Here is a 20,986-nt window from a genome sequence, read left to right as displayed (position 1 = left end):
AACCATACCGATGAAGGGATCAGAATCATGAACAATACCCATCTTAACAACGCCCCGCTCACCGTCGAGTTCTTCGACAGGCGACACGCTCGTGACGAGACCGGCAGGATTCAGCTGTTCAGAGCAAGACATCTGGACGGCACGGGTTTCGACTACGCGCTCGAGACCGCACATTCGCCTCTTGTGGCCTTCACCGAGCCGGGCGCGTTCGTCGGGGTCTACATCTTGGCTGCAGATAGACGTTGTGCTGACGGGACCGAGATCTCAACCTTCGTTCGCGCTGATGTTGTCGCGGAAGGATGGAACCGATGACGCTCGCCGCAGTCACTCCCTTACACGAGACAGCCACTATCTCGGACGAGGACGCATTCAACGTCTGGGTACTCCACATGCGTTCTGCGTCTTGCACCGAGCGCACGATCAAGGAACGCTCCATCGTTTATCGGTCACTCGGACAATTCCTCGCCCACCCGGTGCTGGAAGCGACGCGTCACGAACTCATCTCGTTCCTCGCCCGCCCGCACCTGTCGCCGAAGACTCGCCAGAACTACAAGTCCTTCCTCCATACGTTCTTCACGCTGATGCAGGACGAGGGATTGAGGATCGACAACCCGGCAGCGCGGCTGCCTCGAGGCCGCACGGTCCGGGTGGAAGCGAACCCATTCTCAACCGACGACGTCCAGAGGCTCCTGAGCTCCGGAATCTACGGGAAGACGCTCATGATGGTGCTTCTTGCGGCCTACCAGGGGTTCCGAGCGGTAGAGATCGCGGCAACCTCCGGCGCAAACATAGATTGGGAGACTGGACAGATTCTAACCGTCGAAGCGAAAGGCGGTTTTGAAGTGTGGAGGCCCCTTCATCCGCTCATTATCGAGCACGCGCTTGCGAACCGCGACAAGTTCCCCATCGATGGATTCTGGTTCCCCGGAATCGGACCGAACACCGGAGGACACGTCAACGCCAAATCGGTATCGAACACGCTCTCGAAGGCTGTCCATCGTGCCGGAATCAAGCACCGACCACACCAGCTCCGGGCCTGGTACGCAACAGAGCTCGTTGAGTCCGGCGCCGACATGCTCACGGTTCAGCATGCGATGCGGCACGCGAACGCCAATACGCTCAAGCACTACGTAAAGCCGTCGGCAAAGCTGATCACGGAAGCGATCGGGCGATTGCCGCTGGTCAACGTTCCGACAAGGTTCCGATGAGCGGTGAAGTGAGGAAGGTATGAGCGACAACGCTGCAGACCTGTCCATCTGGTTAACCAAGCTGATGGATGCGTCGGACGATCGAGCGACGGCAATCGAGGATGGCTACATTCAACTTGAGCGCGCCGGCCTACTCTCGAAGGTCACGCTTCACCGCTACCAGTGCAGCCGACCGAAAGCTTGCCAGATTGCTCGCGTCGTGAAACTAGGCGATCTCATACTTTGTGCAGTTCGAGACTATAAGTACTCACCTGGCATGAATCTGGCGGAGTCCGTCCAATCGGCCAGAGAGCGAAACACGCTGAACGGAAACAATCACTGGCCTGGCCACGTGTACGACGTTGCCGAGCTAGCGACGTGGGGCGATGCGGCAGGCATCAGCATGGTCTGCCGACACTTTCATGGCACCGTTCTCGCGAAGGACATGTTGACCTTGGTCAGCTCGGTGCGGCCAGGCTACCCAGGAAAGCCGACACGCCTTTGAATGGCAAAGACATGCCAAATGCTCCTGTAGTCTGCACTTAGAAGTGAATTGCCCGCCTACGTAGGCACCCGGGTTTGACAGGGCTCCGGAACCGAAAGGTTCCTCCATGCCCTCCTCGGAGAAGCGCTCCGCCCTCGCTCGCCATGCTGCTGCAGTGCGATGGGACAAGCCCAACCAACGCGAGACAGCTCGTGACCTCGCGACCGCTCGAATCGCAGAGTACGTCGCTCAAGTCGTAAGTAGCGCGCCGCCACTCACACAGGAGCAACGCGATCGAATCGCTGCGCTTCTTCGCCCCATGGGCGGTGGTGCTTCTTGAACGCCATCAACGCAACCGGCGCCTGGAAGCACGAACAGGGAAGCCAGACCTCTTCGGTCGACAAGCTCATCCGACGCGCAGTCGAGTCTGCGGCAGAAAACGGGCTCGAGCTCTCTCCCTCGAAATGCTCACGGCTCGTACGCGCCCATATCCGTCGAGGCGGAACCGTCGAAACCGCTACAGAGCTCCTGGGCTACTGCTTGTCTCACGCCGATCCAACCGGAGAAACTGCGGCATTCAACGTCGATGCGTTCGATCGCATGGGACTCGACGCGGGAGCGATTCGTTCTACGAACCTCTCCCGGGGAGACATCGTGGCCTTGAAGCGGGGTACGCGATGAACGCCACACGAGAAAGCCGCCTGGCGGGCAACCAGACGGCCGAAAATCTCGCTGAGGGGCGGGACGACACCTCAATTCTCCCACGCGCAACGCACCAGACCCCGAAACTGATCGGCGCATCGGTTGAATCAGAACTCGAGGCAACCCTATGGCGCTTGATGGACGGAACCATTCAGCTGTGGCAGCTGACACCGGCTCTCGCTGCATGGTGGCACTTCGCATTTGCTGAAGGAAATCGTTCGCTACAGCCGGCGCTCACGAGTGCTCTGGCGGATCGCGATCGCTACTACGAGTCCGCTATGAACCCTGGCAAGCAGCTCTCCGAGATGAAGCAGCGTCGAATCGACGAAGCTTTGGATGCTGCAGACCAGGCAGGCGCCCTCGTCACCGAACTCGACGTACTAAACGTTGTAGTCGCGGCCGCTGCTGCAGGAGGCCCACGATGAGCGCACCAGTTACCTTCGTTACCGCAGTTACCGATTCTGGCGAAGACGGGGGCGTTCGTTTCTCTGAGCTCCTTGATGAGGTGAAGGTGTTCCTGGAACGATTCATCGCCTACCCCTCCCCCGAATCGTCCACAGCACACACGCTGTGGATCGCCCACGCCCACCTCGTGGACTCCTTCGAGAACACCCCTCGTCTTGCCTTCCTCTCCCCTGAACCGGGTAGCGGCAAGAGCCGATGCATGGAGCTCACCGAAGCTCTCGTCCCTCGGCCAGTGCTGTCGGTGAACGCTTCGGTGGCGTACGTGTTCCGGAAGATCTCAGACGAAGCCGGACTGCCCACCTTGCTGATGGACGAGATCGATGCGGTATTCAGTGGAAGTAAGTCAGACGGAAACGAGGACCTCCGAGGCCTCCTCAACTCCGGATACAGAAAGGGAGCAACGGCCGGACGAGCAGCGATCCGAGGGAAGGAGATCGTCACGGAGGAATGGCCGTCGTACTGTGCGGTCGCCCTCGCTGGCCTGAACCAACTTCCCGACACACTGATGACCCGGTCGATCGTCGTCAACATGAAGCGACGGAAGCACGGACAAATCGTGGAGCCGTACAGGAGACGAGTAAACGAACCCCAAGCACGATCTCTCACAGAGCGCCTCGCAAATGCCACGGCTGGCGTCAGGACGGAGGTGTCGGATGCATGGCCTGACCTCCCTGAAGGAATCGAGGATCGCGACGCTGACATCTGGGAACCGATCCTCGCTATCGCGGACGCTGCCGGCGGGCACTGGCCGACAACAGCTCGGGACGCCGCGGTGATGATGGTCGCCGATGCGAAGAAGAAGCCTGCGACTCTCGGCATCAAGTTGCTCTCGGACATCCGCGACGTCATGTTCAACGATGACCGACTCAGTACCAACGATTTGCTTTCGCGGTTGCACGGCCTCGAGACCTCACCCTGGGGAAATATCAAGGGCGAAGCGATCGACTCCCGCTTTCTCGCTCGCACACTAGCGAAGTATGAGATCCCGACGAACAACACGTTGAAGGTCGATGGGCACGCCGTGAAGGGGTATCAGCGCAGTCACTTCGCTGACGCGTGGGACCGCTACCTCGCCTCCCCCGTTGTCCCGGAAGTCGGTAACGACAGTAACTCCGGTAACCCGGCACCTGTCCCAATTGGGACAGGTGAGTCATTTGACTCACAGGGAAGGACCTGCGTCACTTGCCACAACCCGATGCATCCGGCTTTGGGGTCAACCGCAACTCACCCCAACTGCGACCCGGGAGCGTCGCTGTGAAGGGCTCACAAGCGGCTTTCGCCGCGCTACAGGATGCAATGCGGCTCACCGACCCGGAATGTCACGACGACGGCCGGTTCATCCTCGACGACCAACCAACCGAGTCCGTCGCCTACATCTGTCATAGGTGCCCGCTGATGGCGCTCTGCCGCGACTACGCAGCGAAAGAGCGCCCCGCCGGCGGCATCTGGGCGGGACGCAGATGGGGAACACACTCGACGACCAGAAAGGACACCACGTGAGCTCCCAGTTCGACGACTACGAGATCATCGGTCCACAGGGTGAACGGACGCTCTTCATCGGCGATCTCTTCGAGCAAGACGTCCGTGCTGTGTGCGTCGAGATCATGACGCCTCTCGCTCCGGGCAACAACCTCCAGAGCGTGTACAACCTTCGTGAAACCACCGAACCCCTGTACGTCCGCGAGGTGTGCTTGGCAGCAGCACGACTCTGGTCAACATACGTCATGGCTGAAGGCAACATCAGCCTCATGCCGATATACACGAAAGGCTTCACGCGGTTCTCGATGCTCTGCCGCGCGCTCGACATCACTGCCCCAACCCGGGGAGGTGAGCGAAATGAAAGCCCCTGACTCCTATCTCCACGGCGAAGAGGGGCCAATCGTCATCGTGCCGGCCCGAGTCGCCGCCTACCTGAAACAGCGGATCAAGCTCGATGAGCTCAGGCTCAACGCCAGGGACATGCGCGACGCGGAGGTGTACCACGTACTCAACAGCCTCCACCGTGCCGCTCTCTCGTACAGGGCCGGAACCTCGACGATCATCACAGCGGAGGCGGTGGAGCGTCCCACGATGCTCACCACGCGTCAGGCGGCAACACAGCTGCAGCTCACACCTCGAGGTGTGAGGGATGCGTGTGAGAAAGGGCGCCTCGACGGGGAGCTCGTCGACGGCCGCTGGCAGATCAGTCGCGCTTCCATCCAGCGGTACAGGAACCAGTGAACGCAGGGACTGCCGTCAACGGCACATAACCGCGGCAGTCGGCGGCAGTCCCGCGAACCTAGAAACAGCTGGAACCACCACAGCAGGGCAGAACACACGCCCACACAAGAACCCTCGCCGTGCGCGAAAGAAGGAGACACCATGTCACTCGACTACCTCAAGGCCCAGATCAGCACCGTCCGTCAGGAAGCGGCACGCGCACAGACCTTCCACTCCGAGGAAGCCCAGCGCATCAGTCGCGACCCCAACTTCACAGATGCGTACAAGGACGAACTGACGAAGACCAACACGGAGACGGCAAAGACCAAGCTGCGGGATCTCCGCGAGAAGGAGAAGGCGCTCGTCGCCGACAAGGCCAAAGAGATCGAGAAGACCCTCGACGCGAAGGTCGGCCACACTGGATCCGACATCATCGCGTTCCGTGACGCACAGGACCGGGCAGAGAACATCACTGACGCAGACGAAGCCGAACGAGTCATCGCCCGCGCCCTCCGCAACAACGACGACTCCCTCGCCTACGCCGTCTTCCGACGGTCCCTCGAATCACGGTGGGCCAAGCCAGTCAACCTCTTCGCCGACGAGAAGCCGAGCGCAGCAGAGGCCGCGACCGACCTCCTCAACATCCGCGAAGAACAGGCCGCCGGCTTCGAACGAGCCATGCACTACGCCTACTTCGGCTGACACCCCACCACACACGCCTCGGGCCGGCACCCTCACACGGTGCCGGCCCTTGCCATATCCACGCAGCAAGGACCACATGAACCCACGACGAACCCAGTCGACCAACGAGAGCGTGACCAGCACCGTCACGATCAACGAGCGCACCATCGAACTCCCAGAAGAGGAAGGACGAACACTGTTCCTCGCCGCAGCCGCACTCATCAGCCGACGCGGCGGCCCACTCGTCATCGACAACGACACAACCATCATCGTGACCGCAGCGACCCAAGTCACCATCACCATCAGCGACGGCTTCACCGACCAGTACAACCCACAAGGAGCGCTCGACCAAGCCATGCGCACACGCAGCGCGCACGTCGTCTGAGCGGGCGCACAGCGGGTGAGCTGTAGGGCATCACAAGCACGACTAAGCAAGTCCTCTCGAGTGCCCGATCGAGGTCGACGACGGACGAATCAGACCCCACCCCGGGGTCCCCCCACCCCTCGAATAGATGGACCTCCGGGGCTAGGCGATATCTCTCCCCGTCTTTTTTTTCCACAAACTGAGCCCTCGCAGGGCACAGAAGCATCAGGGCCAAACCCGGTTTCTCCGCTTGGAGAGGCCGGGTTCTTGGTTTAACGAGGGCGCTCCAGGCGCCAGAAACGAGGTAAGGAAATGGCAGATAGAACGGTCAAGGTCACGCTCACAGCGCACGTAGCGCAATACATCGCCGGCATGGAGAAAGCGGCTCAGTCGACCCGTGAGACGGGTACTGAGGCTGAGAAACTGGCGCAGAAGAAGGAAGCGTTCGACATCCTCGGGCGTTCGATGCTCGCGATCGGCACGGTTGCTGGTGTTGCTGTGGGTATCGCCGTCGCGAAGTTCGCTGAGTTCGACCAGGCAATGTCGAACGTTGCTGCTGCGACGAATGAGTCCGCCGGGAACATGGAACTCCTGCGCGCTGCGGCACTTGACGCTGGCGCTCGCACGGTGTTCTCCGCGACGGAATCCGCGAACGCGATCGAGGAGCTGGGTAAGGCGGGCGTTTCGACGGCCGATATCCTGTCCGGCGGTCTCGACGGCGCACTCGATCTTGCCGCGGCTGGCGGGCTCGGTGTCGCTGACGCTGCTGGTATCGCTGCTGTCGCTTTGAAGACGTTCGGCCTGAACGGCAAGGACATGTCTCACGTCGCCGACCTCTTGGCTGCGGGTGCCGGTAAGGCGATGGGTGACGTGAGTGACCTGTCTGCTGCGCTCGCGCAGGGCGGTCAGGTTGCCGCGCAGACGGGGCTCTCGATCGAAGAGACGACTGCAGCCCTGTCGGCGTTCGCTTCGCAGGGGCTTTTGGGTTCTGACGCTGGTACGTCGTTCAAGTCGATGTTGCAGCGCCTCACCCCTCAGTCTGCTGAAGCGAAGAACAAGATGACCGAGCTCGGCATCTCCGCGTATGACGCTCAGGGCCAGTTCATCGGCCTGTCGAAGTTCGCCGGGAACCTTCAGGACGCGCTCAAGAACCTCACGCCGGAGCAGCGGAACTCAGCTATGGCGACGATCTTCGGATCCGATGCTGTGCGTGCTGCGACCGTCCTCTACTCCGAAGGCGCTCAGGGCATCGATGAGTGGACGAAGGCAGTCGACGACCAGGGCTATGCGGCCGAGCAGGCACGGAAGCGTCTCGACAACCTCAAGGGCGACATCGAAGCTCTCGGCGGCGCGTTCGACACCGTCCTGATCAAGTCCGGTTCGGCAGCGAATGACATGCTTCGCGGAATGGTCCAGGCCGTCACAGCCGTGGTCGACGCATACGGAAATCTGCCCGGGCCAGTGCAGGGAGCGGTTCTGGGACTTGGCGGTGTCGTCGCTGCAACGGCACTTGCTGGCGGCACCTTCCTCACCATGGTTCCCAAGATCGCCGAGTTTCGTCTCGCTCTCGAAGAGCTCGGACCCAGGGCACAGACAACCGGGCGCATCATCGGTGGGGTCTCGAAGGCCCTCGGCGCTGTCGCCACCGTCGCCACCGCGATCGCGCTCCTCGATGCATGGCAGACCGCAGTAGAGAGCGCCGCTGTCTCGTCGGAAGAACTCACGAACGCACTCACAACGTCGACCAGCGCGGCCGATGTGTTCGCGAAGACCTTGACCAACAAGGGATCCGCCGCGATTCCGGACTACAAGCCGTTCATCGAAGACATGGGACGGCTCAAGGACGTACTCGCCGAGAGCGCCCACTACAGCAAGGACTTCTTCGGCGAGGCCCTCAAGACCCTCGACCCGATGGTGAACGAGCTCGATGACTTCACCGACGGCTGGGGAAAGCTCGGCAAGGAGATGGCAGCACTCGCAGGCTCGGGAGGCATGCCGACCGTCGCCGCGAACCTCTCTCGGATCAAAGAAGAAGGGAAACTCACACGAGACGAGCTTTACCAGCTGATCTCCGAATCACCGGAACTGCTCGCAGCGCTCACCGCCCAGGCCACCGGAGCGGGGTACGCGGCGGACAAGAACAACATCCTCGCGATCGCACTCGGGAAGCTTGGACCGGCGGCTGAGGCGCCGAAGAAGTCTCTGGAGGAGATCGCAGGGGTGGCGGTTGATACGAACGAGGCGATCGACGAGCTGGCGAAGCAGATCCGCGGTTTCGGGTCAGCTCAGTTCGACGTCGAGAAGTCCACGAACTCGTTCTACGACTCGCTCGACGCGCTCAATGCGCTGATGGATGAGGGCGGCGGAAGCCTCAACCAGCTCACCGATCAGGGCCGCAGCACCAGCGACGCCATGCTCGCTGTCGCGTCCTCAGCGAACGATTCCGCCGGCGCTATCGCGGCGGTCGGCGGCTCAACGGAAGCGATCGCCGCCCGCCTCAATGAGGGTCGCCAGCGCATCATCGATACCCGGCTTGCGCTTGGGGATAGCGCTGAGGCGGCTTCGGCTTACGCCGATCGACTCATCGCGACACCCACCGCGATTCAGACGCAAGTCACGCTTCTGGGGGCCGAGGACGCCAAAGCCAAGGTGCAAGACCTGCAGGCCGCCATCGGCAAGTTGCGCGATGTGTTCCTGTCGCTTCCTGTCCTCGGTGGCGGAGGTAGCGGGAGCGGCATGGCGAACGGCGGCACCCTCGACTTCTATGCCGATGGCGGCACTCGTGAGAACCATGTGGCGCAGATAGCGCCGGCTGGGTCGTGGCGGGTGTGGGCTGAACCGGAAACGGGTGGCGAGGCGTACATCCCCCTGTCGCCGTCGAAGCGCGTCCGTTCGTTGAACATCTGGCAGGAAACCGGTCGTCGTCTCGGCGTCCAAGGTTTCGCCTCTGGTGCTGTCGGGTCTTCTCCTCAGTACGCCAGCTCGTCGATGGCTCAGACGATCAACGTTTCTCCGACGGTGGGCGACCGGCCGATCATGATGGACGGGAAGTTGTTCGGTGTCATGCGGCAGATGGCGAACGGTGAAGCGCAGATCGTCGTACACGAAGCCCTGACCTCCGAAGCAGAGCGCTCACGCGCTGGTTCACGACGGATCTAGCGCTCAGCCCCGTCTGGGCTCACCTTCGGGTGGGTTCAGGCGGGGCTGTTCCATACGTGAAGCAGACGGAAAGGTGCCGATGTGGAACACAGAATGACCTTGGAACTCGAGTTGTGGCCCGTTGACGCGTGTCACACTGGTGGCGTGTGGAATGAGAATGATGGACTCGTCGGTGTCGGTTACGAAGGACGTTCGATCGATGAGTTCGTCGAGGGGCTGGCCGCGTGGCAGGTGACCAAGCTCGTGGATGTCCGCCTCACTCCGCTGTCGAGAAAACGTGGATTCTCGAAGACTGCTCTCAAAGCTGCGCTGGAAAGCGCGGACATTGAGTACGTTCACATGCCGGAGCTCGGCAACCTGAAGGACAACCGAGATGGCTACGCTGAGCGCGCTACTCCTGCGGCAGATCGAGCCCGCGCACAGTACGTGGAGCGCATTGAGACGCCGTCGGGGCAGCAAGCGATCTCCGCGATCGCACAGTGGGCCTCCGCGTCCCGCGTGGCGTTGCTGTGCTTCGAAGCGAACGAGCGCAACTGCCATCGCGAGCAGATCATCGAGCGCGTCTTGAAGTCCATGCTCGTAGAGGCCTAGAAATCGAGTACGAGCGCGTTTGAGTAGTCGGAATGTCGGGACGGCGCGTACACGCCAAGGATGCTGTAGCTTCGGCGTTTCGTTGGGTGCGCCATGTTTCCAACGAAGAAGTTCACCCGTTTTGACGGTGCACAGAGCTCATCGAGAAAGCGCTTCTTGATCGCTTCCTTCGTGAGTTCGTCGCTCCGTCCCAGCCAGCGACGTTCGAAGGCAGTCAATTCCCAGTCCAGCATGCGCTGGTCGTGTCCAGCGCACGTATCAGTCATGCAGAGGTAGCTGTACTGCGCCAAAAAACGCGGAGCATCCAGACGAGGCGGTGGCCCATCTCCAAATAGTGGTTGTTGCTCTAGAGCCCGGTCGATCTTCCGTTGCTGCTCGGGACTCCATCCGGGGTGCTGACGAACAGTCATGCCCTTCATCTCGCGCACTTCAACCAGCCCGAGAGACTGCGCCCGAGGGTCTGCGATCACGCCCTGCCGCAGCTCACACATGGTTGGACCGATCATCGGATCGAGGATTGCACCGCGAGCAGCAGCATCTTTGACTGCAGTCACCGAGCGTGATACGGATTCACCATTGATGCGGTAGCTCTCGAATCTGGTGTCATCTCGGGGACGATGAATGTCTACGTCGATGACCTCATACTTGCCGAACTGCTGAGCCGTCGACATCCAGCGAAAAGGAACAGGGTAGAGCCTGATCCATTCTGGTTTCCCGCGGTCAAGTCTCACACCAGCGACGCAAACAGTGTCACCATGCTGTTCAGATGGTTCGGGAGAAGCTTTGACGGTGATCAAAACCCGAGCAGACTGTCCGTCGATCATCGGATCAGAGTTGGGTTCTGCATCGAAGCGCCTTTCTGCACATTCGAACCCTAGCCGATGTGGGCGACACGAAGCCGGTTAGCCACCTCATTCAACGGTTGAGCATTTTCCCTACGGCTCCGAGCAACTGCGAGACGGCACCAACGTTTACGACTTCGTCATCGTCTTTGGACTTGTCTCCTTGCGCAGGAATGTAGCTCCTTCCGAAAGTACGATCGACGAGGTCAACGCGAACAGTATCAACGTTCTCGCGGTCACGAACGTTCGCGAGGAATGGGTCGATCACCCTGAACTCAAGCGCCATCCGCTTGACTGCTCCTGCATCCGAGATGAGTCTCGAGCCCAGCCTGATGGCAACGGTCGCCGCAGATGCTGCGAGCGCACCCACAGCAACTCGAAGTGTGATCTGCTGCCAATTGAGAACCTCGGCTCCAGAGTCAGTCGGTTGCTGCCCCAGGCCGAGCACGAGTGGCGTTGCGCCGCCGATGAGCAGTATGATGCCCACTGCGTAGAGCAACCCGCCCCAGCGACGGCTGGCTTTGGCCTCCGCTTCGTAGTTCTTGGCGAGAGTGTCTGCCGCATCGGCAGAGGATAACGCCTTGTATTCTTTGACGACCTTTCGAAGCTGAGTCAAATCCTCGGAAGCTTCGTCTAGCTTCTCCTTGATCGATAGGCGAAGCGGCTCAAAATTCTCGTTGAATTCTGCTTCGCGAGCATTTCGCCACTCTCGATACGCTGACTCGTTCTTTGTCTGGAGCGAAGAAACCTCCTTCACTCCGTCGGCCACCACTTCGTCGACGCGGCCCTTCTGTACTTCCATATCAGCACGGATCGCCCGGCCAAGACTCACGAGTTCGTCGAGCGATGTTGCCGTCTCGTCAACCTTTATCGACGCATCGTTTTTCAACTCAACGATCTCGGCTCTGAGCTTCGCATGAGCCCTGTCGAGTGCCTCAATCGAGAGCCGCTGAGTCTCCAGCAGGTCCTCGAACAAGGTTCGATCGCCATTGATTTGAGCAGGTGACGGTCGAAGCGCTGGCCAGGCGGCCTTGCGAAGAAGGCTGCTCTCAGCCGAATCACGAGCGTACTGGGAGTAGGTGACCGTTCCCGACGAGAGTCGCGAGTTGACATACCCCTCGACTTCGCTCCATGCCTGATCGACTTGGTCGAGCATGGCCGCAGTGAAGAGCGACGAAAGCCGATTTCGTTGCTTGTGGAAGGACCAATAGTGCCCCGCAACGAATCGGACGACTTCAAGGTCCGGTGCGTCACTGATCTCACCAAGGCTGAGTACCTCGCTGACCTGCTGGTCTGTGTTCTTGAGTCTCCGCCACAGTATGTGCGCTTCAAAGTCAGCTCTGAGCATTGCGCCCCCTAATCAGATTTACCCTGAATATAGCGTTGGTTTCATGCTTCGTGAGAACCGGGGTGCAACCTGTCGCGAGCGACAGGGGTGCTGCAATCGGGCGACCATAGCCGTGCGCGATCGTCGAGCTCAGCTCGCTCGGTGCCTTACATCAGTGTGCGCGGCCGAGGCCGTCGAGAACGGTGATGCGCCCCACGACTCGCTTCGGGGGCTGGGCGAGTCGTGGGGCGTGTATGACTGCCATCGGGGAGGGGCAAGCGTACTGCTGGCCACGTTGTGGCGCCATATCCCTGTCCGGGGGTAGTCAGCGCCCGCTCAGCCCAGCAGGTAGGGCTTGCACTGGTTGAGGAGTTCGATCCCTGAAGCTTTGTAGTCCTCGAAGTTGATGGTCCCGTTCCCGCCGCCAGTCTTTGCGTCAAGGAGTTGGGCGAGCGGGGCGATCTGCGCATCGATGAACGGCTGGATCTCTGGCTGTGCACGATCTCGAGCCGACTGGATGCTATCGATCGTCGACCGCAGCTCGTCGGTGGTGATTGTCGTCCCGTCGGGTGCCTCGACGAACCGGCCGATGATGTCAGCGGTAGTGGAGAGCGGGCCATCGACATTGCGTCCGTAGAGGAAGGTGCAGCTCGTCTCGAGGGACACGGCCGGGATCTTCGTCGTCGGTGTCGGTGTGGGGCTCGGCGTCGAGGCCGATTCTGCCTGACCACCGGCACATCCAGTGAGCAGGAAAGCGGCAATCAGTATTGGCAGCAGGGGCTTCATTGTCGAAGCGTATCGGTTGACCTACTACAAAAGCAGTTCACGTCGCCAGTCCTGGAGTGCGGCCGGCCGAGCTACAGAGCAGGGTGAGTGCCCTAGTTCTGTTCGAAAGACACTGAGCTTGCGAATGCAGACCCACGTATCGAAATCGGCCTACGGCCGCATGAACCTCTTCGACGGTTCCACATCGACATCAGTTCCAGAGTCAGTCAACCCCGACCCGGCGTGAGCCTTTTCGGTCAGATCCCGGGCTACCCAGTTGTGACTGCCAATCCCGCCGTGCACCCACTCACGGAAAGGCTCACGAGATCCGTCCACCAGTATGAAAGGCGAAATCGCGCCTGCGTTGAAGAAGGCGGAACCATGACCATGGGTATACTTAATAATCCCGCTTCGATCCGGGGTTTGGGCCGTTCTCGTCTCGACCGCAGGCGCCTCAGCCTGTTCTGACTCGACCGAGAATTCTCGCGAGGCGAGCTCCGCCACCCAGTCGTCGACTGTGGTCTTGTCCATCTTCGCAAGTGCGACCTGAACTCTAGCCGCAGCAATCTCAGAGTTCTTCACTTGGCTTCCTCCTGTCTCGCAGGGCGCGCGGGGAGCCCCTGTTGCGATACTACGCGAAGAAGATCCTTGTCCACCCCTGAGAGTTTGTAGCCCGCAGCTTTCGCTTCGCTCGGATCCAGTAACTTTGCCATCACCAGAAACCCAGCAGTCCTTGCGTTCTCGTTGCCGGTTTCCGCTTGCTCCAACGCCCACTGCATCCGATGCCAAAGGTGATCGTTGCCGTCCGCGCGCCGTCGCTGATGGACGGTGACCCCAACACCGATGAGCGCCAAGACAGCCACACCAATCGTCATCAGCATGCCAAGGTTGAATTGCCACGGATCGGCGCTGTCGGAGGACTCCACACAGGTCGCTAGTTGCTGCAGCTGTGCGTCAACGGTCGGGCCATCGAGGACGCAGCGATCAAGGAGCATGGCAGAACCCTATCGGCGATGGGCGGCACAGCTAGCATCACGAAAGGCATGGAGCACAAAAAGAGGTCTTAAATCAGTCTTGACAGGCACGAGCATCGCGACCTCCTTCTTGCCCGCAGATTCGAGAAGCTGCCGTTTCGCGGCTTCGCGACTGTCCTGCGCTTGTGATCGCAGCACCGCCGCGACCGGGGTGCCGCGTTCGAGCGCGCTGAGCACCTGTTCGACGCATCGGGTGAACGACGGCAGGTCGAGCCGGGCGTCGAGCGCGCGGAGTGCGGCGACGAACGGGATCCCCGTCCGCACCTCCGCGGTCAAGGTCTCGAATTCTCCGCTGAGCTCACCGCCGGCGACCCGGGAGACGCGAGCGATCGCATCGGTGATCGCTTCTCCTGCGGCCAGGCTGAGACTGACGAACTCGAGGATCGTCGGGAGTTCCTCCTCGATGCGCCCCAAGCGACGTTTCGCGGCCCGCTGGAGCAACCGGTCTCGGAGGAGCACGGCGCCTGCCATTCCCGCGAACGGGACCAGCGCGGCGATCAGGCCCGGGAACCGTCCAGAGCTGTAGCCGAGCACGGCCGCAGCGGCACCGAGCGCGAGGCCGCCCACCGCCCAGAGCAGTTGGCGGGCACGGTACCGTTCCGTCCCCGGCGTCCCCGCCTGCGCGAGTCGCCGCGCCAACATCGCCGGATCGCCGAGCGTGGTGTCGATGAGATGCCTCGTCCACCCGAACACGGGAGCCAGCAGCACCCCGACGACCGGGAGCGGATCCGAGCTCCGCCGTGCGAGGTGGGTCCGAGCTCCGGGCGAGACGTCGAGGAGGTACGGCGCCGTGCGGTCCAGCAGCCGCGGGGTGCCGAGCGGACGGACGAGATGCGCGAGCGTCCACAGACCGAGGCCGAGCAGGACGCCGAAGCAGATGGACCACTCGCCAGATGCCGTCATCGGAACCATCGCCGTTCGGTCTGCAGCCGGCCGACCCGCAGCATGACCTGGTAGGCGAGCACAGACACGATGAGACCGCCGACGATGAGTACGGCTCCCTCGTGGGAGTTGTAGGCGGCCGCTGCTTCGGGCCTCGACGCCAACAGCAGGAGGATCAGCCACGGTGCGGCGACGCCGAGCCGCGCTGCGTTCCGAACCCAGCCCTGCCTGGCTTCCGCTTCCGCTCTGATCGCGGCGTCCTCCCGGAGCTGACTCGCGAGGGTCCGGAGGACGATCGGCAGATCGGTGCCGCCGACATCGCGAGCCATGCGCAACGTCTCCACGATGCGATCCGCGACCGGATCGGCCAGCGCGGTCTTGAGTCGATCGAGGCAGACGGCGAAGTTGCCGGTCATCCGGTAATCGTGGACGTACTCCGTGAACGCGGGTTGGAGGATGACGGGTCCCACCGTCGCGAGGGCCGCGACACTGTCGGGCAGCGCGAGGCCGGAGCGGGCGCCGGAGACGAGATGGTCGACGACGTCCGGCCAGAGCGTTCGTTGCACACGACGTCTGCCATTTGATCGGGTCCGGAGCACCACGACCGGGGCGACCACCCCGACCACACCGACGACGATCGTGAGGGGCAGCACCCGGCACAGTCCATGGACGACGACGGCCATCACGACCCCCACGACCGCGCAGACGACGAGGAACGGCGCCCAGAATCGGCCGGGAAGTCCCGCGTGCTGCAGCATCTCGCGCAGCGTGCTGATCGGTCCGATGCCTTCGATGAACGCTCGGACGCCGATCGGGTCGGGCCAGAGCCACGGCGCGCCGACGAGGAGGAGCCCTGCGGCGAGGATCGATCCGACGACGAGGCTCATCGCCCGTCCCCGCGCAGCATCGGCCCGAGATCGATTCGGGCACGGCGGTACTTCCCGTCACGCATCGGATGCCTCCCCGTCGACCGCAACTCACCGTCGTGCCGTTCGAAGAGCGAGGAGGTCTCGATGATGTGCCCGTTGGTCGCACCGCTCACCGAGACGATCTCGGCCACATGACGACGCCCGTGGCGGTCGAGTTCGCAGTGCACCACGAGATCGATGCACGCGGCGACGGTGGGCAGGACGAACGACGAGTCGATGTTGCGTCCGGCCAGGAGCGGCAGCGTGCAGAGCTTCCCGAGGGCGTCTCGTGCGGAGTTCGCGTGGATGCTGCACATGCCGGGGATACCGCTGTTCAGAGCGATGAGGAGGTCGAGGCTCTCGGCCTCGCGGACCTCGCCGACGATGAGTCGGTCAGGACGCATCCGCAGCGCCTCCTTGATGAGGCGGCGAAGCGTGATCTCGCCGGTCCCCTCCAGACTGGGCTGTCGGCATTGCAACGCGACGATGTCGCGGTTCTGCGGGGACAGTTCGAACGTCTCCTCCACGGTCACGATCCGGAGTCGCGGTTCCGCGGTGGAGATGAGCGCGTTGAGCAGGGTCGTCTTGCCAGCCTGGGTGGCACCCGACACGAGGATGTTCGCTCCGGCGAGCACGCTCGCGCGCAGGAAGTCGGCGGCGTCGTAACTGAGGGAGCCCGAAGCGACGAGGTGGCCGAGGTCACGGATGCGGGAGGAGAACTTGCGGATGTTCACGGAGTAGTGGCGTCTCGTCGCATCCGGGATCGCCACATGAAGACGCGAGCCGTCCGGGAGCGACGCGTCCACGAAGGGGCTCGAGAGATCCACGCGCCTGCCGGTGGATTGGAGCATCCGCTCCACGAGGTCTCGGACGATCGACTCGGTCAGGACCGTCCCGGTGAGTTCCGCGAGGCCGTCGCGGGCGACGAACACCTTCGTCGGTTCGTTGATCCAGATCTCTTCGATCGACGGATCGTCGAGGTACTGCTGGAGTGCGCCGAAACCCGTGACCGATGCGAGGACCTCGAACTCCATGCCGGCCTCATCACCGATGAGCGCAGCCGAGCCGTTCAACGCGTGCTCGTTGTACCGCCGCACCTCCTCGCGCGTGATCCGGCCGGCGGCATCGGGCGACCGTCTCGCATCACGATCGCCTTCCGCGCGCACCCGCTCACGAACCCGACCCGTGATGTACTCCGCTGCAGAACCCATCGGAGCATCATGCTCGAAGCGGCACGACCCCCGTCAAAGTTCTCCACAGGCGGCCGACGGCTTCGGTCCGCCGGCGCCGTCTACCGGAGCGTGTCGATCGGGAACAGCTCGGCAGCTTCCGCGCTGCAGCGGTCGTTACTCAAGCTTAATATGTGTGATGCTCAGTGCTGTCGTATGTTGGTCGGATGAGATGGTTCCGAAGCAAGCATTCCGCACCGCGTCCAGGAGCTGCCGTCACTCGACCTCAGCCGTCGGAGAGGATCGAAGGCGTCGCATGACGCGGAAGCGGATCGGTCCCGCGCTGCTCGCAACGATCGTGATGTCGCCGCTTGTAGCGCTACAACTCGTCCTCTTCCTCTTAGACATCGGCACCGTGTCACCCTCGGACGCCGTCGGAGTCGCCGGCATCGACGCCCTCTTCTGGTACGTGAACTTCTCCGTCTGGCGCCACATTCGCCGCACCATGAGCGATTCCTCACGACGCAGCGCTCCCCGAGCAGACCCCGGAATGAAGGACGCACGATGACGCAGGCAACCGTGAGATGGGACTGGATTCTCGGCGGGTCGGCATTCGTCGCGTCGTCCATCGTGGAGTTCACCCTTCCAGCTCATGTGCTCGGGTCCGGGCTGATCGGTGGAATTCTCTTCGCGGCAGGGCTGCTGTTGTTCGCCTTCGGCGGAGGCTCCGTACACAACATTTTCCGCGGCAGACATACCGCAACACTCGCCACCGTCGTACTCGCGGCCGGCTCGCTCGCCGCCGGGCTCGCCGTGATCCTCCCGGACGAAGCATCCGCCCCGCTCACCGTGCCGGATGTCAGCGCGACGGCAGGATTCGTGCGTCTGGGCATCATCGCTGTGGTCGTCGTGCACCTCGGAAGAACAGTGACCCTTCCACCGAGATGGCGCTGGGCACCTCTCGGCGCCGTCACCGTGCAGACGGTCTGCTGGCTGCTCACGCAAGCAGTCCTCGCCAACGCGCGCGGCGCCGAGGACTGGGCTGTTTTTGTGGTCACATCATGGGCCGCCCTGGTGACTGCCACCGTCCAGATCTTCATCGGTATCCTCGGGATCGTCCTGGGAGCGAGAACGCGACCGCCTCTCGGGCAGGAGGACCTCGCGAGCACACGGAACGGTTGAAGGATCGGCCGTGGGCTGGCAGGATCGCCGCATGACGGCATCGATCGAGGAAGCACTGGCCGAGGCCACACCGGCGGACCGGGCAAGCCTGCTGCACGTCATCGAGATCGCACGACGCATCGCACCGGACGCGGTCGACGGCACGAGCTACGGGATGCCGGCACTCAAGGTCGACGGCCGGCCGCTCATCGGCGTCGCCGCGTCCGCGAAGCACCTGTCGGTGCTCCCCTTCTCCCCCGCCGTCGTCGAAGCCGTGGCGGACCAGCTGGGCGATTACTCCCTCTCGAAGGGCACGATCAGGTTCACGGCCGACCATCCCCTGCCGGACGACGTGATCGAGACGATCGTGCGAACCCGCCTGGCGGAGCTCAGCTGAAAGCGTCTGCAGCGGCGCGGGCACGCCCGAACCGCCGCAGAGCTCATGACTACTCGGCGCTGTACGCAGCGGCGACGTCGATGACCCAGGTCACGCCGAAGGCATCGGTCAACATGCCGAATCCAGGGCTCCACGCCGATGCCGCGAGCGGCTCGACGACGGTGGCGCCGACGGACAGGGCCGACCAGTAGGTCTGGACTGCTTCGAGGGTGTCGCCGCGGACCGAGACGAAGAACGGCTGATCGGTGATGGTGGCGCCGTTCTCACGACGGGTTGATCCCGCGTGTGCGGCCGAACCGCCGGACTGGCCGGGGATGTCGTACGCCATCACACGGAAGCCGTCGGTGTTCTCGACCTGACCGAACACGACGCCGTCAGCGCCCGGGAGGTCCTTCGGCATGCCGAAATCGCCGTACGTGGCGATCGTGACCCGGCCGCCGAAGACCGACTGGTAGAACTCCAGGGCCGCACGAGCGTCTCCGCGGAAGTTGAGGTGGGTGGTGGTTGTGATGCTCATGACTGCTCCTCGGTGCACTGCGCGGGGCGTCTCCCCGACAGCATCCACTCTCGCAATCATCTAGGACACTTTCGGTCCTCGACTCCGAATATGCTCAAACCATGCCCACTCCGACCACGCGCCTCCTCAATCTGCTATCGCTCCTGCAGACGAGACGCGACTGGCCGGGTGCGGTCCTCGCCGAGCGTCTGGAGATCAGTCATCGCACGGTGCGTCGGGACATCGATCGGCTCCGGGAGATGGGCTATCGCATCGAGGCGACGATGGGTCCCGATGGCGGATATCGGCTCGACGCGGGAAGCGAGCTGCCGCCGTTGCTGTTCGACGACGACCAGGTCATCGCGCTGACACTCGCCCTCCAGACGGCGACGATGACGGGAGCGGGCATCGAGGAATCGGCGCTGAGGGCGCTGACCACCGTCCGGCAGGTCCTGCCGTCACGGCTCCGCCATCGCGCTGACGCCATCGATTTCACGACCGTGCCGCGCCCTGGCGACGGACCCGCGGCCTCCGTCTCGCCGCACGTGCTCATCGCACTGTCGACGGCCGTCCGAGCGCACGAGGTCCTGCGATTCGACGACAGGAGCAGTCGTCCGGACGAGGTCACCGGTTCCCGTGTCGACACCGGTCCTGCAGGCGGCGATCAGGCGATCCGGCCGCCCCGCAAAGTCGAGCCCCACCACCTCGTGACGTCCCTCGGGCGCTGGTACCTCGTCGCCTGGGATCTCGAACACGACGAGTGGCGTATCTTCCGCGCCGACCGCATCGTCCCGCGCACACCGAACGGTCCGCGCTTCACCCCGCGCCGCGTCCCGGGCGGTGACGCCCGCGCATTCGTCTCCGCCCGCTTCAAGGGCTCCGAGCGGGACAACGCCTGGCCGTGCATCGGCACGGTCGTCCTCCACCTCCCGGCAAGCGCCGTGCTCCCGTTCGCCGGAGACGGCACCGTCGAGGCGATCGGGCCGGACCGCTCCCGCTACACGGTCGGGTCGTGGTCCTGGGTCGCGCTCGCCGCATCGCTCGGTCGGTTCGACACGGACGTCGACGTGATCGGGCCGCCGGAGCTCACCGAAGCGTTCGCACTGCTCGCGGGACGGAACGCCGCTTCATCCGGCCGTGCCGTTTCGGCCGGCGCTGCCGCCACGGCCGGCGCTGCCGCCACGGCCGACAGACCCAGCCGATCGACCGTCGGCTCCGAACTCCCGACATGACCACGCGCCGAGCACGCACAGAGCCCACCCGCCTCCAGCGGAGTCGGTCCCAGAGGCTGGACCCGCGAGAGTCGCACGTCCCGATCTGGATCAGAGTCCGCACGGCCCTGTTCGCGGCGCTCGCCGTCGCCACGGTCGGCATCGGCCTCGCCGGCTGCGCCACCGCCGGCGTTCAGGGGAACGACGCCGGCCCCGTCGGATCGAACGAGGGCGAACCACTCGTCGCGTTCTACGGCGACTCCTACACGCTCGGCACGGGGGCGAGCGATCCCGCGAAACGATGGTCCACGATCATCTGCCAGGAACGCGGCTGGCGCGAATTCAACCCGAGCGTCAACGGCCTCGGATTCGTCAACAACCGCAACGGTGCAGGCGAGGGCAGCGGCGACCTCCCGTCCCTCATCATCGAACAGCACCCGGACATCGTCTTCGTCACGATGGGACTGAACGACAACTTCAGTTTCGACATCGCGGCGGACCGCATCCACTCGCAGATCGACGCCGACCTGACGCGGCTCCACGATGCACTGCCGGAAGCGAGATTCATCGTCGTCGAACCGTTCTGGTACACCGACGAGCGGCCTGCCTCGCTGCAGACGATCAGCGACTGGGTCGCCGATGCCGCGAAACGGATCGGCGCGGACACGGTCCCCGGCGCGTCCCACTGGATCGAAGGCCACCCGGAGTGGATGGCCGCGGACGGCCTGCACCCGAACGACGACGGCTACGCGCACATGGCGTCGGAGATGGACAAGGCACTCTCCCAGCTGCAACTCTGAGCGCCCGGATCCCAACGTCCGCGCGGTCAACGACCCGTCGATCTGACTCGCCCCTTCCGGCCTGACCGTTGGCTGGGCGCCACCCGCAGGGAACGAGCGTACGGTTGGCCGTGGTAGCCCCAGACCTCGGTCACCGTTCCGCAGATGTCGCGCTCCACGCGA

The 20,986-nt window shown here is 63.1% G+C and carries 26 protein-coding genes; 17 read left to right on the top strand and 9 right to left on the bottom strand.

Features of this window, described 5'->3' with window-relative positions; genetic code table 11:
- The first annotated feature begins 27 nt into the window (after positions 1-27).
- The 12 genes from ACQ3HB_RS12450 to ACQ3HB_RS12395 all read left to right on the top strand — a co-directional run bounded on the left by ACQ3HB_RS12450 (position 28) and on the right by ACQ3HB_RS12395 (position 9,832).
- Positions 28-312, top strand: a complete 285-nt coding sequence (locus tag ACQ3HB_RS12450) for a hypothetical protein (protein ID WP_430920378.1) — start codon at positions 28-30, stop codon at positions 310-312.
- Positions 309-1,208, top strand: a complete 900-nt coding sequence (locus ACQ3HB_RS12445) for a tyrosine-type recombinase/integrase (RefSeq protein WP_430920377.1) — start codon at positions 309-311, stop codon at positions 1,206-1,208. The genes ACQ3HB_RS12450 and ACQ3HB_RS12445 overlap by 4 nt, the downstream gene beginning before the upstream one ends.
- 19 nt (positions 1,209-1,227) lie before the next feature.
- On the top strand, positions 1,228-1,692 hold the full coding sequence (locus ACQ3HB_RS12440) for a hypothetical protein (protein WP_430920376.1): 465 nt from the start codon (positions 1,228-1,230) through the stop codon (positions 1,690-1,692).
- Between the two features lie 656 nt (positions 1,693-2,348).
- Positions 2,349-2,798 (top strand): hypothetical protein, encoded by a 450-nt coding sequence (locus tag ACQ3HB_RS12435; RefSeq protein WP_430920375.1) that lies wholly within the window; start codon positions 2,349-2,351, stop codon positions 2,796-2,798.
- Complete coding sequence (locus tag ACQ3HB_RS12430) at positions 2,795-4,096, top strand: DUF3631 domain-containing protein (protein WP_430920374.1); 1,302 nt, start codon at positions 2,795-2,797, stop codon at positions 4,094-4,096. The genes ACQ3HB_RS12435 and ACQ3HB_RS12430 overlap by 4 nt, the downstream gene beginning before the upstream one ends.
- Before the next feature lie 38 nt (positions 4,097-4,134).
- Positions 4,135-4,338 (top strand): WhiB family transcriptional regulator, encoded by a 204-nt coding sequence (locus ACQ3HB_RS12425; RefSeq protein WP_430920373.1) that lies wholly within the window; start codon positions 4,135-4,137, stop codon positions 4,336-4,338.
- On the top strand, positions 4,335-4,688 hold the full coding sequence (locus ACQ3HB_RS12420) for a hypothetical protein (RefSeq protein ID WP_430920372.1): 354 nt from the start codon (positions 4,335-4,337) through the stop codon (positions 4,686-4,688). Before ACQ3HB_RS12425 ends, ACQ3HB_RS12420 begins: the two co-directional genes overlap by 4 nt.
- Complete coding sequence (locus ACQ3HB_RS12415) at positions 4,675-5,058, top strand: hypothetical protein (protein WP_430920371.1); 384 nt, start codon at positions 4,675-4,677, stop codon at positions 5,056-5,058. The genes ACQ3HB_RS12420 and ACQ3HB_RS12415 overlap by 14 nt, the downstream gene beginning before the upstream one ends.
- A gap of 141 nt (positions 5,059-5,199) precedes the next feature.
- The gene (locus tag ACQ3HB_RS12410) at positions 5,200-5,739 is read left to right on the top strand and encodes a hypothetical protein (RefSeq protein WP_430920370.1); all 540 of its coding nucleotides are present in this window, start codon (positions 5,200-5,202) and stop codon (positions 5,737-5,739) included.
- A 76-nt stretch (positions 5,740-5,815) separates the two neighbouring features.
- Positions 5,816-6,103, top strand: coding sequence for a hypothetical protein (locus tag ACQ3HB_RS12405; protein WP_430920369.1), 288 nt, complete (start codon positions 5,816-5,818; stop codon positions 6,101-6,103).
- 291 nt (positions 6,104-6,394) lie between these two features.
- On the top strand, positions 6,395-9,241 hold the full coding sequence (locus ACQ3HB_RS12400) for a phage tail tape measure protein (RefSeq protein ID WP_430920368.1): 2,847 nt from the start codon (positions 6,395-6,397) through the stop codon (positions 9,239-9,241).
- A gap of 93 nt (positions 9,242-9,334) precedes the next feature.
- Positions 9,335-9,832 carry a DUF488 domain-containing protein gene (locus tag ACQ3HB_RS12395; protein WP_430920367.1) on the top strand — a complete coding sequence of 166 codons (498 nt, stop codon included), beginning with the start codon at positions 9,335-9,337 and terminating at the stop codon, positions 9,830-9,832.
- On the opposite strand, the gene ACQ3HB_RS12390 is transcribed toward ACQ3HB_RS12395, so the two are convergent.
- The 8 genes from ACQ3HB_RS12390 to ACQ3HB_RS12355 all read right to left on the bottom strand — a co-directional run bounded on the left by ACQ3HB_RS12390 (position 9,829) and on the right by ACQ3HB_RS12355 (position 16,801).
- Positions 9,829-10,656 (bottom strand): hypothetical protein, encoded by an 828-nt coding sequence (locus tag ACQ3HB_RS12390; protein WP_430920366.1) that lies wholly within the window; start codon positions 10,654-10,656, stop codon positions 9,829-9,831. The two genes, ACQ3HB_RS12395 and ACQ3HB_RS12390, sit on opposite strands and share 4 nt — an antisense overlap.
- 91 nt (positions 10,657-10,747) lie before the next feature.
- Positions 10,748-12,022 carry a hypothetical protein gene (locus ACQ3HB_RS12385; RefSeq protein ID WP_430920365.1) on the bottom strand — a complete coding sequence of 425 codons (1,275 nt, stop codon included), beginning with the start codon at positions 12,020-12,022 and terminating at the stop codon, positions 10,748-10,750.
- Positions 12,023-12,337: 315 nt separating this feature from the next.
- Positions 12,338-12,787 carry a hypothetical protein gene (locus tag ACQ3HB_RS12380; protein ID WP_430920364.1) on the bottom strand — a complete coding sequence of 150 codons (450 nt, stop codon included), beginning with the start codon at positions 12,785-12,787 and terminating at the stop codon, positions 12,338-12,340.
- Positions 12,788-12,937: 150 nt separating this feature from the next.
- Positions 12,938-13,348, bottom strand: a complete 411-nt coding sequence (locus tag ACQ3HB_RS12375) for a hypothetical protein (RefSeq protein WP_430920363.1) — start codon at positions 13,346-13,348, stop codon at positions 12,938-12,940.
- Positions 13,345-13,761 carry a hypothetical protein gene (locus ACQ3HB_RS12370; RefSeq protein ID WP_430920362.1) on the bottom strand — a complete coding sequence of 139 codons (417 nt, stop codon included), beginning with the start codon at positions 13,759-13,761 and terminating at the stop codon, positions 13,345-13,347. Before ACQ3HB_RS12370 ends, ACQ3HB_RS12375 begins: the two co-directional genes overlap by 4 nt.
- A gap of 9 nt (positions 13,762-13,770) precedes the next feature.
- Positions 13,771-14,712 (bottom strand): type II secretion system F family protein, encoded by a 942-nt coding sequence (locus tag ACQ3HB_RS12365; protein ID WP_430920361.1) that lies wholly within the window; start codon positions 14,710-14,712, stop codon positions 13,771-13,773.
- Positions 14,700-15,569, bottom strand: coding sequence for a type II secretion system F family protein (locus tag ACQ3HB_RS12360; protein WP_430920360.1), 870 nt, complete (start codon positions 15,567-15,569; stop codon positions 14,700-14,702). Before ACQ3HB_RS12360 ends, ACQ3HB_RS12365 begins: the two co-directional genes overlap by 13 nt.
- Entirely contained in the window at positions 15,566-16,801 is a 1,236-nt protein-coding gene (locus tag ACQ3HB_RS12355) for a TadA family conjugal transfer-associated ATPase (RefSeq protein ID WP_430920359.1), read from the bottom strand. Before ACQ3HB_RS12355 ends, ACQ3HB_RS12360 begins: the two co-directional genes overlap by 4 nt.
- 274 nt (positions 16,802-17,075) lie before the next feature.
- Between ACQ3HB_RS12355 and ACQ3HB_RS12350 the strand changes: the two genes are divergently transcribed.
- Genes ACQ3HB_RS12350 through ACQ3HB_RS12340 form a run of 3 tightly spaced genes read left to right on the top strand, consistent with a single transcriptional unit; the run spans position 17,076 to position 18,317 of the window.
- The gene (locus tag ACQ3HB_RS12350) at positions 17,076-17,327 is read left to right on the top strand and encodes a hypothetical protein (RefSeq protein WP_430920358.1); all 252 of its coding nucleotides are present in this window, start codon (positions 17,076-17,078) and stop codon (positions 17,325-17,327) included.
- A complete protein-coding gene (locus tag ACQ3HB_RS12345; RefSeq protein ID WP_430920357.1) occupies positions 17,324-17,941 on the top strand; it encodes a hypothetical protein in 618 nt (205 codons plus the stop codon). Before ACQ3HB_RS12350 ends, ACQ3HB_RS12345 begins: the two co-directional genes overlap by 4 nt.
- 31 nt (positions 17,942-17,972) lie before the next feature.
- Positions 17,973-18,317 (top strand): iron chaperone, encoded by a 345-nt coding sequence (locus ACQ3HB_RS12340; protein WP_430920356.1) that lies wholly within the window; start codon positions 17,973-17,975, stop codon positions 18,315-18,317.
- Between the two features lie 49 nt (positions 18,318-18,366).
- Here the strand turns inward: ACQ3HB_RS12340 and ACQ3HB_RS12335 are convergent, their stop codons facing one another.
- Positions 18,367-18,834 (bottom strand): VOC family protein, encoded by a 468-nt coding sequence (locus ACQ3HB_RS12335; protein ID WP_430920355.1) that lies wholly within the window; start codon positions 18,832-18,834, stop codon positions 18,367-18,369.
- 101 nt (positions 18,835-18,935) lie between these two features.
- Between ACQ3HB_RS12335 and ACQ3HB_RS12330 the strand changes: the two genes are divergently transcribed.
- A complete protein-coding gene (locus ACQ3HB_RS12330; protein ID WP_430920354.1) occupies positions 18,936-20,045 on the top strand; it encodes a helix-turn-helix transcriptional regulator in 1,110 nt (369 codons plus the stop codon).
- Complete coding sequence (locus tag ACQ3HB_RS12325) at positions 20,042-20,824, top strand: SGNH/GDSL hydrolase family protein (protein ID WP_430920353.1); 783 nt, start codon at positions 20,042-20,044, stop codon at positions 20,822-20,824. Before ACQ3HB_RS12330 ends, ACQ3HB_RS12325 begins: the two co-directional genes overlap by 4 nt.
- The last annotated feature ends 162 nt before the right edge of the window (positions 20,825-20,986 follow it).

It is taken from the genome of Plantibacter lichenum, assembly GCF_050587525.1.
GTDB lineage: Bacteria > Actinomycetota > Actinomycetes > Actinomycetales > Microbacteriaceae > Plantibacter.
The sequence above is the reverse complement of the archived record's forward strand: the minus strand, read 5'-3'. Positions and strand labels throughout refer to the sequence as shown.

Bases quoted from the DNA above. Each gene is read 5' to 3' on its own strand.
- ACQ3HB_RS12350 (WP_430920358.1), top strand. From the start codon at position 17,076: ATGACGCGGAAGCGGATCGGTCCCGCGCTGCTCGCAACGATCGTGATG.
- ACQ3HB_RS12410 (WP_430920370.1), top strand. From the start codon at position 5,200: ATGTCACTCGACTACCTCAAGGCCCAGATCAGCACCGTCCGTCAGGAA.
- ACQ3HB_RS12335 (WP_430920355.1), bottom strand. From the start codon at position 18,834: ATGAGCATCACAACCACCACCCACCTCAACTTCCGCGGAGACGCTCGT.
- ACQ3HB_RS12395 (WP_430920367.1), top strand. From the start codon at position 9,335: ATGACCTTGGAACTCGAGTTGTGGCCCGTTGACGCGTGTCACACTGGT.
- ACQ3HB_RS12355 (WP_430920359.1), bottom strand. From the start codon at position 16,801: ATGGGTTCTGCAGCGGAGTACATCACGGGTCGGGTTCGTGAGCGGGTG.
- ACQ3HB_RS12445 (WP_430920377.1), top strand. From the start codon at position 309: ATGACGCTCGCCGCAGTCACTCCCTTACACGAGACAGCCACTATCTCG.
- ACQ3HB_RS12390 (WP_430920366.1), bottom strand. From the start codon at position 10,656: ATGATCGACGGACAGTCTGCTCGGGTTTTGATCACCGTCAAAGCTTCT.
- ACQ3HB_RS12425 (WP_430920373.1), top strand. From the start codon at position 4,135: ATGCGGCTCACCGACCCGGAATGTCACGACGACGGCCGGTTCATCCTC.
- ACQ3HB_RS12440 (WP_430920376.1), top strand. From the start codon at position 1,228: ATGAGCGACAACGCTGCAGACCTGTCCATCTGGTTAACCAAGCTGATG.
- ACQ3HB_RS12345 (WP_430920357.1), top strand. From the start codon at position 17,324: ATGACGCAGGCAACCGTGAGATGGGACTGGATTCTCGGCGGGTCGGCA.
- ACQ3HB_RS12360 (WP_430920360.1), bottom strand. From the start codon at position 15,569: ATGAGCCTCGTCGTCGGATCGATCCTCGCCGCAGGGCTCCTCCTCGTC.
- ACQ3HB_RS12325 (WP_430920353.1), top strand. From the start codon at position 20,042: ATGACCACGCGCCGAGCACGCACAGAGCCCACCCGCCTCCAGCGGAGT.
- ACQ3HB_RS12330 (WP_430920354.1), top strand. From the start codon at position 18,936: ATGCCCACTCCGACCACGCGCCTCCTCAATCTGCTATCGCTCCTGCAG.
- ACQ3HB_RS12340 (WP_430920356.1), top strand. From the start codon at position 17,973: ATGACGGCATCGATCGAGGAAGCACTGGCCGAGGCCACACCGGCGGAC.
- ACQ3HB_RS12415 (WP_430920371.1), top strand. From the start codon at position 4,675: ATGAAAGCCCCTGACTCCTATCTCCACGGCGAAGAGGGGCCAATCGTC.
- ACQ3HB_RS12450 (WP_430920378.1), top strand. From the start codon at position 28: ATGAACAATACCCATCTTAACAACGCCCCGCTCACCGTCGAGTTCTTC.
- ACQ3HB_RS12365 (WP_430920361.1), bottom strand. From the start codon at position 14,712: ATGGTTCCGATGACGGCATCTGGCGAGTGGTCCATCTGCTTCGGCGTC.
- ACQ3HB_RS12385 (WP_430920365.1), bottom strand. From the start codon at position 12,022: ATGCTCAGAGCTGACTTTGAAGCGCACATACTGTGGCGGAGACTCAAG.
- ACQ3HB_RS12400 (WP_430920368.1), top strand. From the start codon at position 6,395: ATGGCAGATAGAACGGTCAAGGTCACGCTCACAGCGCACGTAGCGCAA.
- ACQ3HB_RS12370 (WP_430920362.1), bottom strand. From the start codon at position 13,761: ATGCTCCTTGATCGCTGCGTCCTCGATGGCCCGACCGTTGACGCACAG.
- ACQ3HB_RS12435 (WP_430920375.1), top strand. From the start codon at position 2,349: ATGAACGCCACACGAGAAAGCCGCCTGGCGGGCAACCAGACGGCCGAA.
- ACQ3HB_RS12430 (WP_430920374.1), top strand. From the start codon at position 2,795: ATGAGCGCACCAGTTACCTTCGTTACCGCAGTTACCGATTCTGGCGAA.
- ACQ3HB_RS12380 (WP_430920364.1), bottom strand. From the start codon at position 12,787: ATGAAGCCCCTGCTGCCAATACTGATTGCCGCTTTCCTGCTCACTGGA.
- ACQ3HB_RS12405 (WP_430920369.1), top strand. From the start codon at position 5,816: ATGAACCCACGACGAACCCAGTCGACCAACGAGAGCGTGACCAGCACC.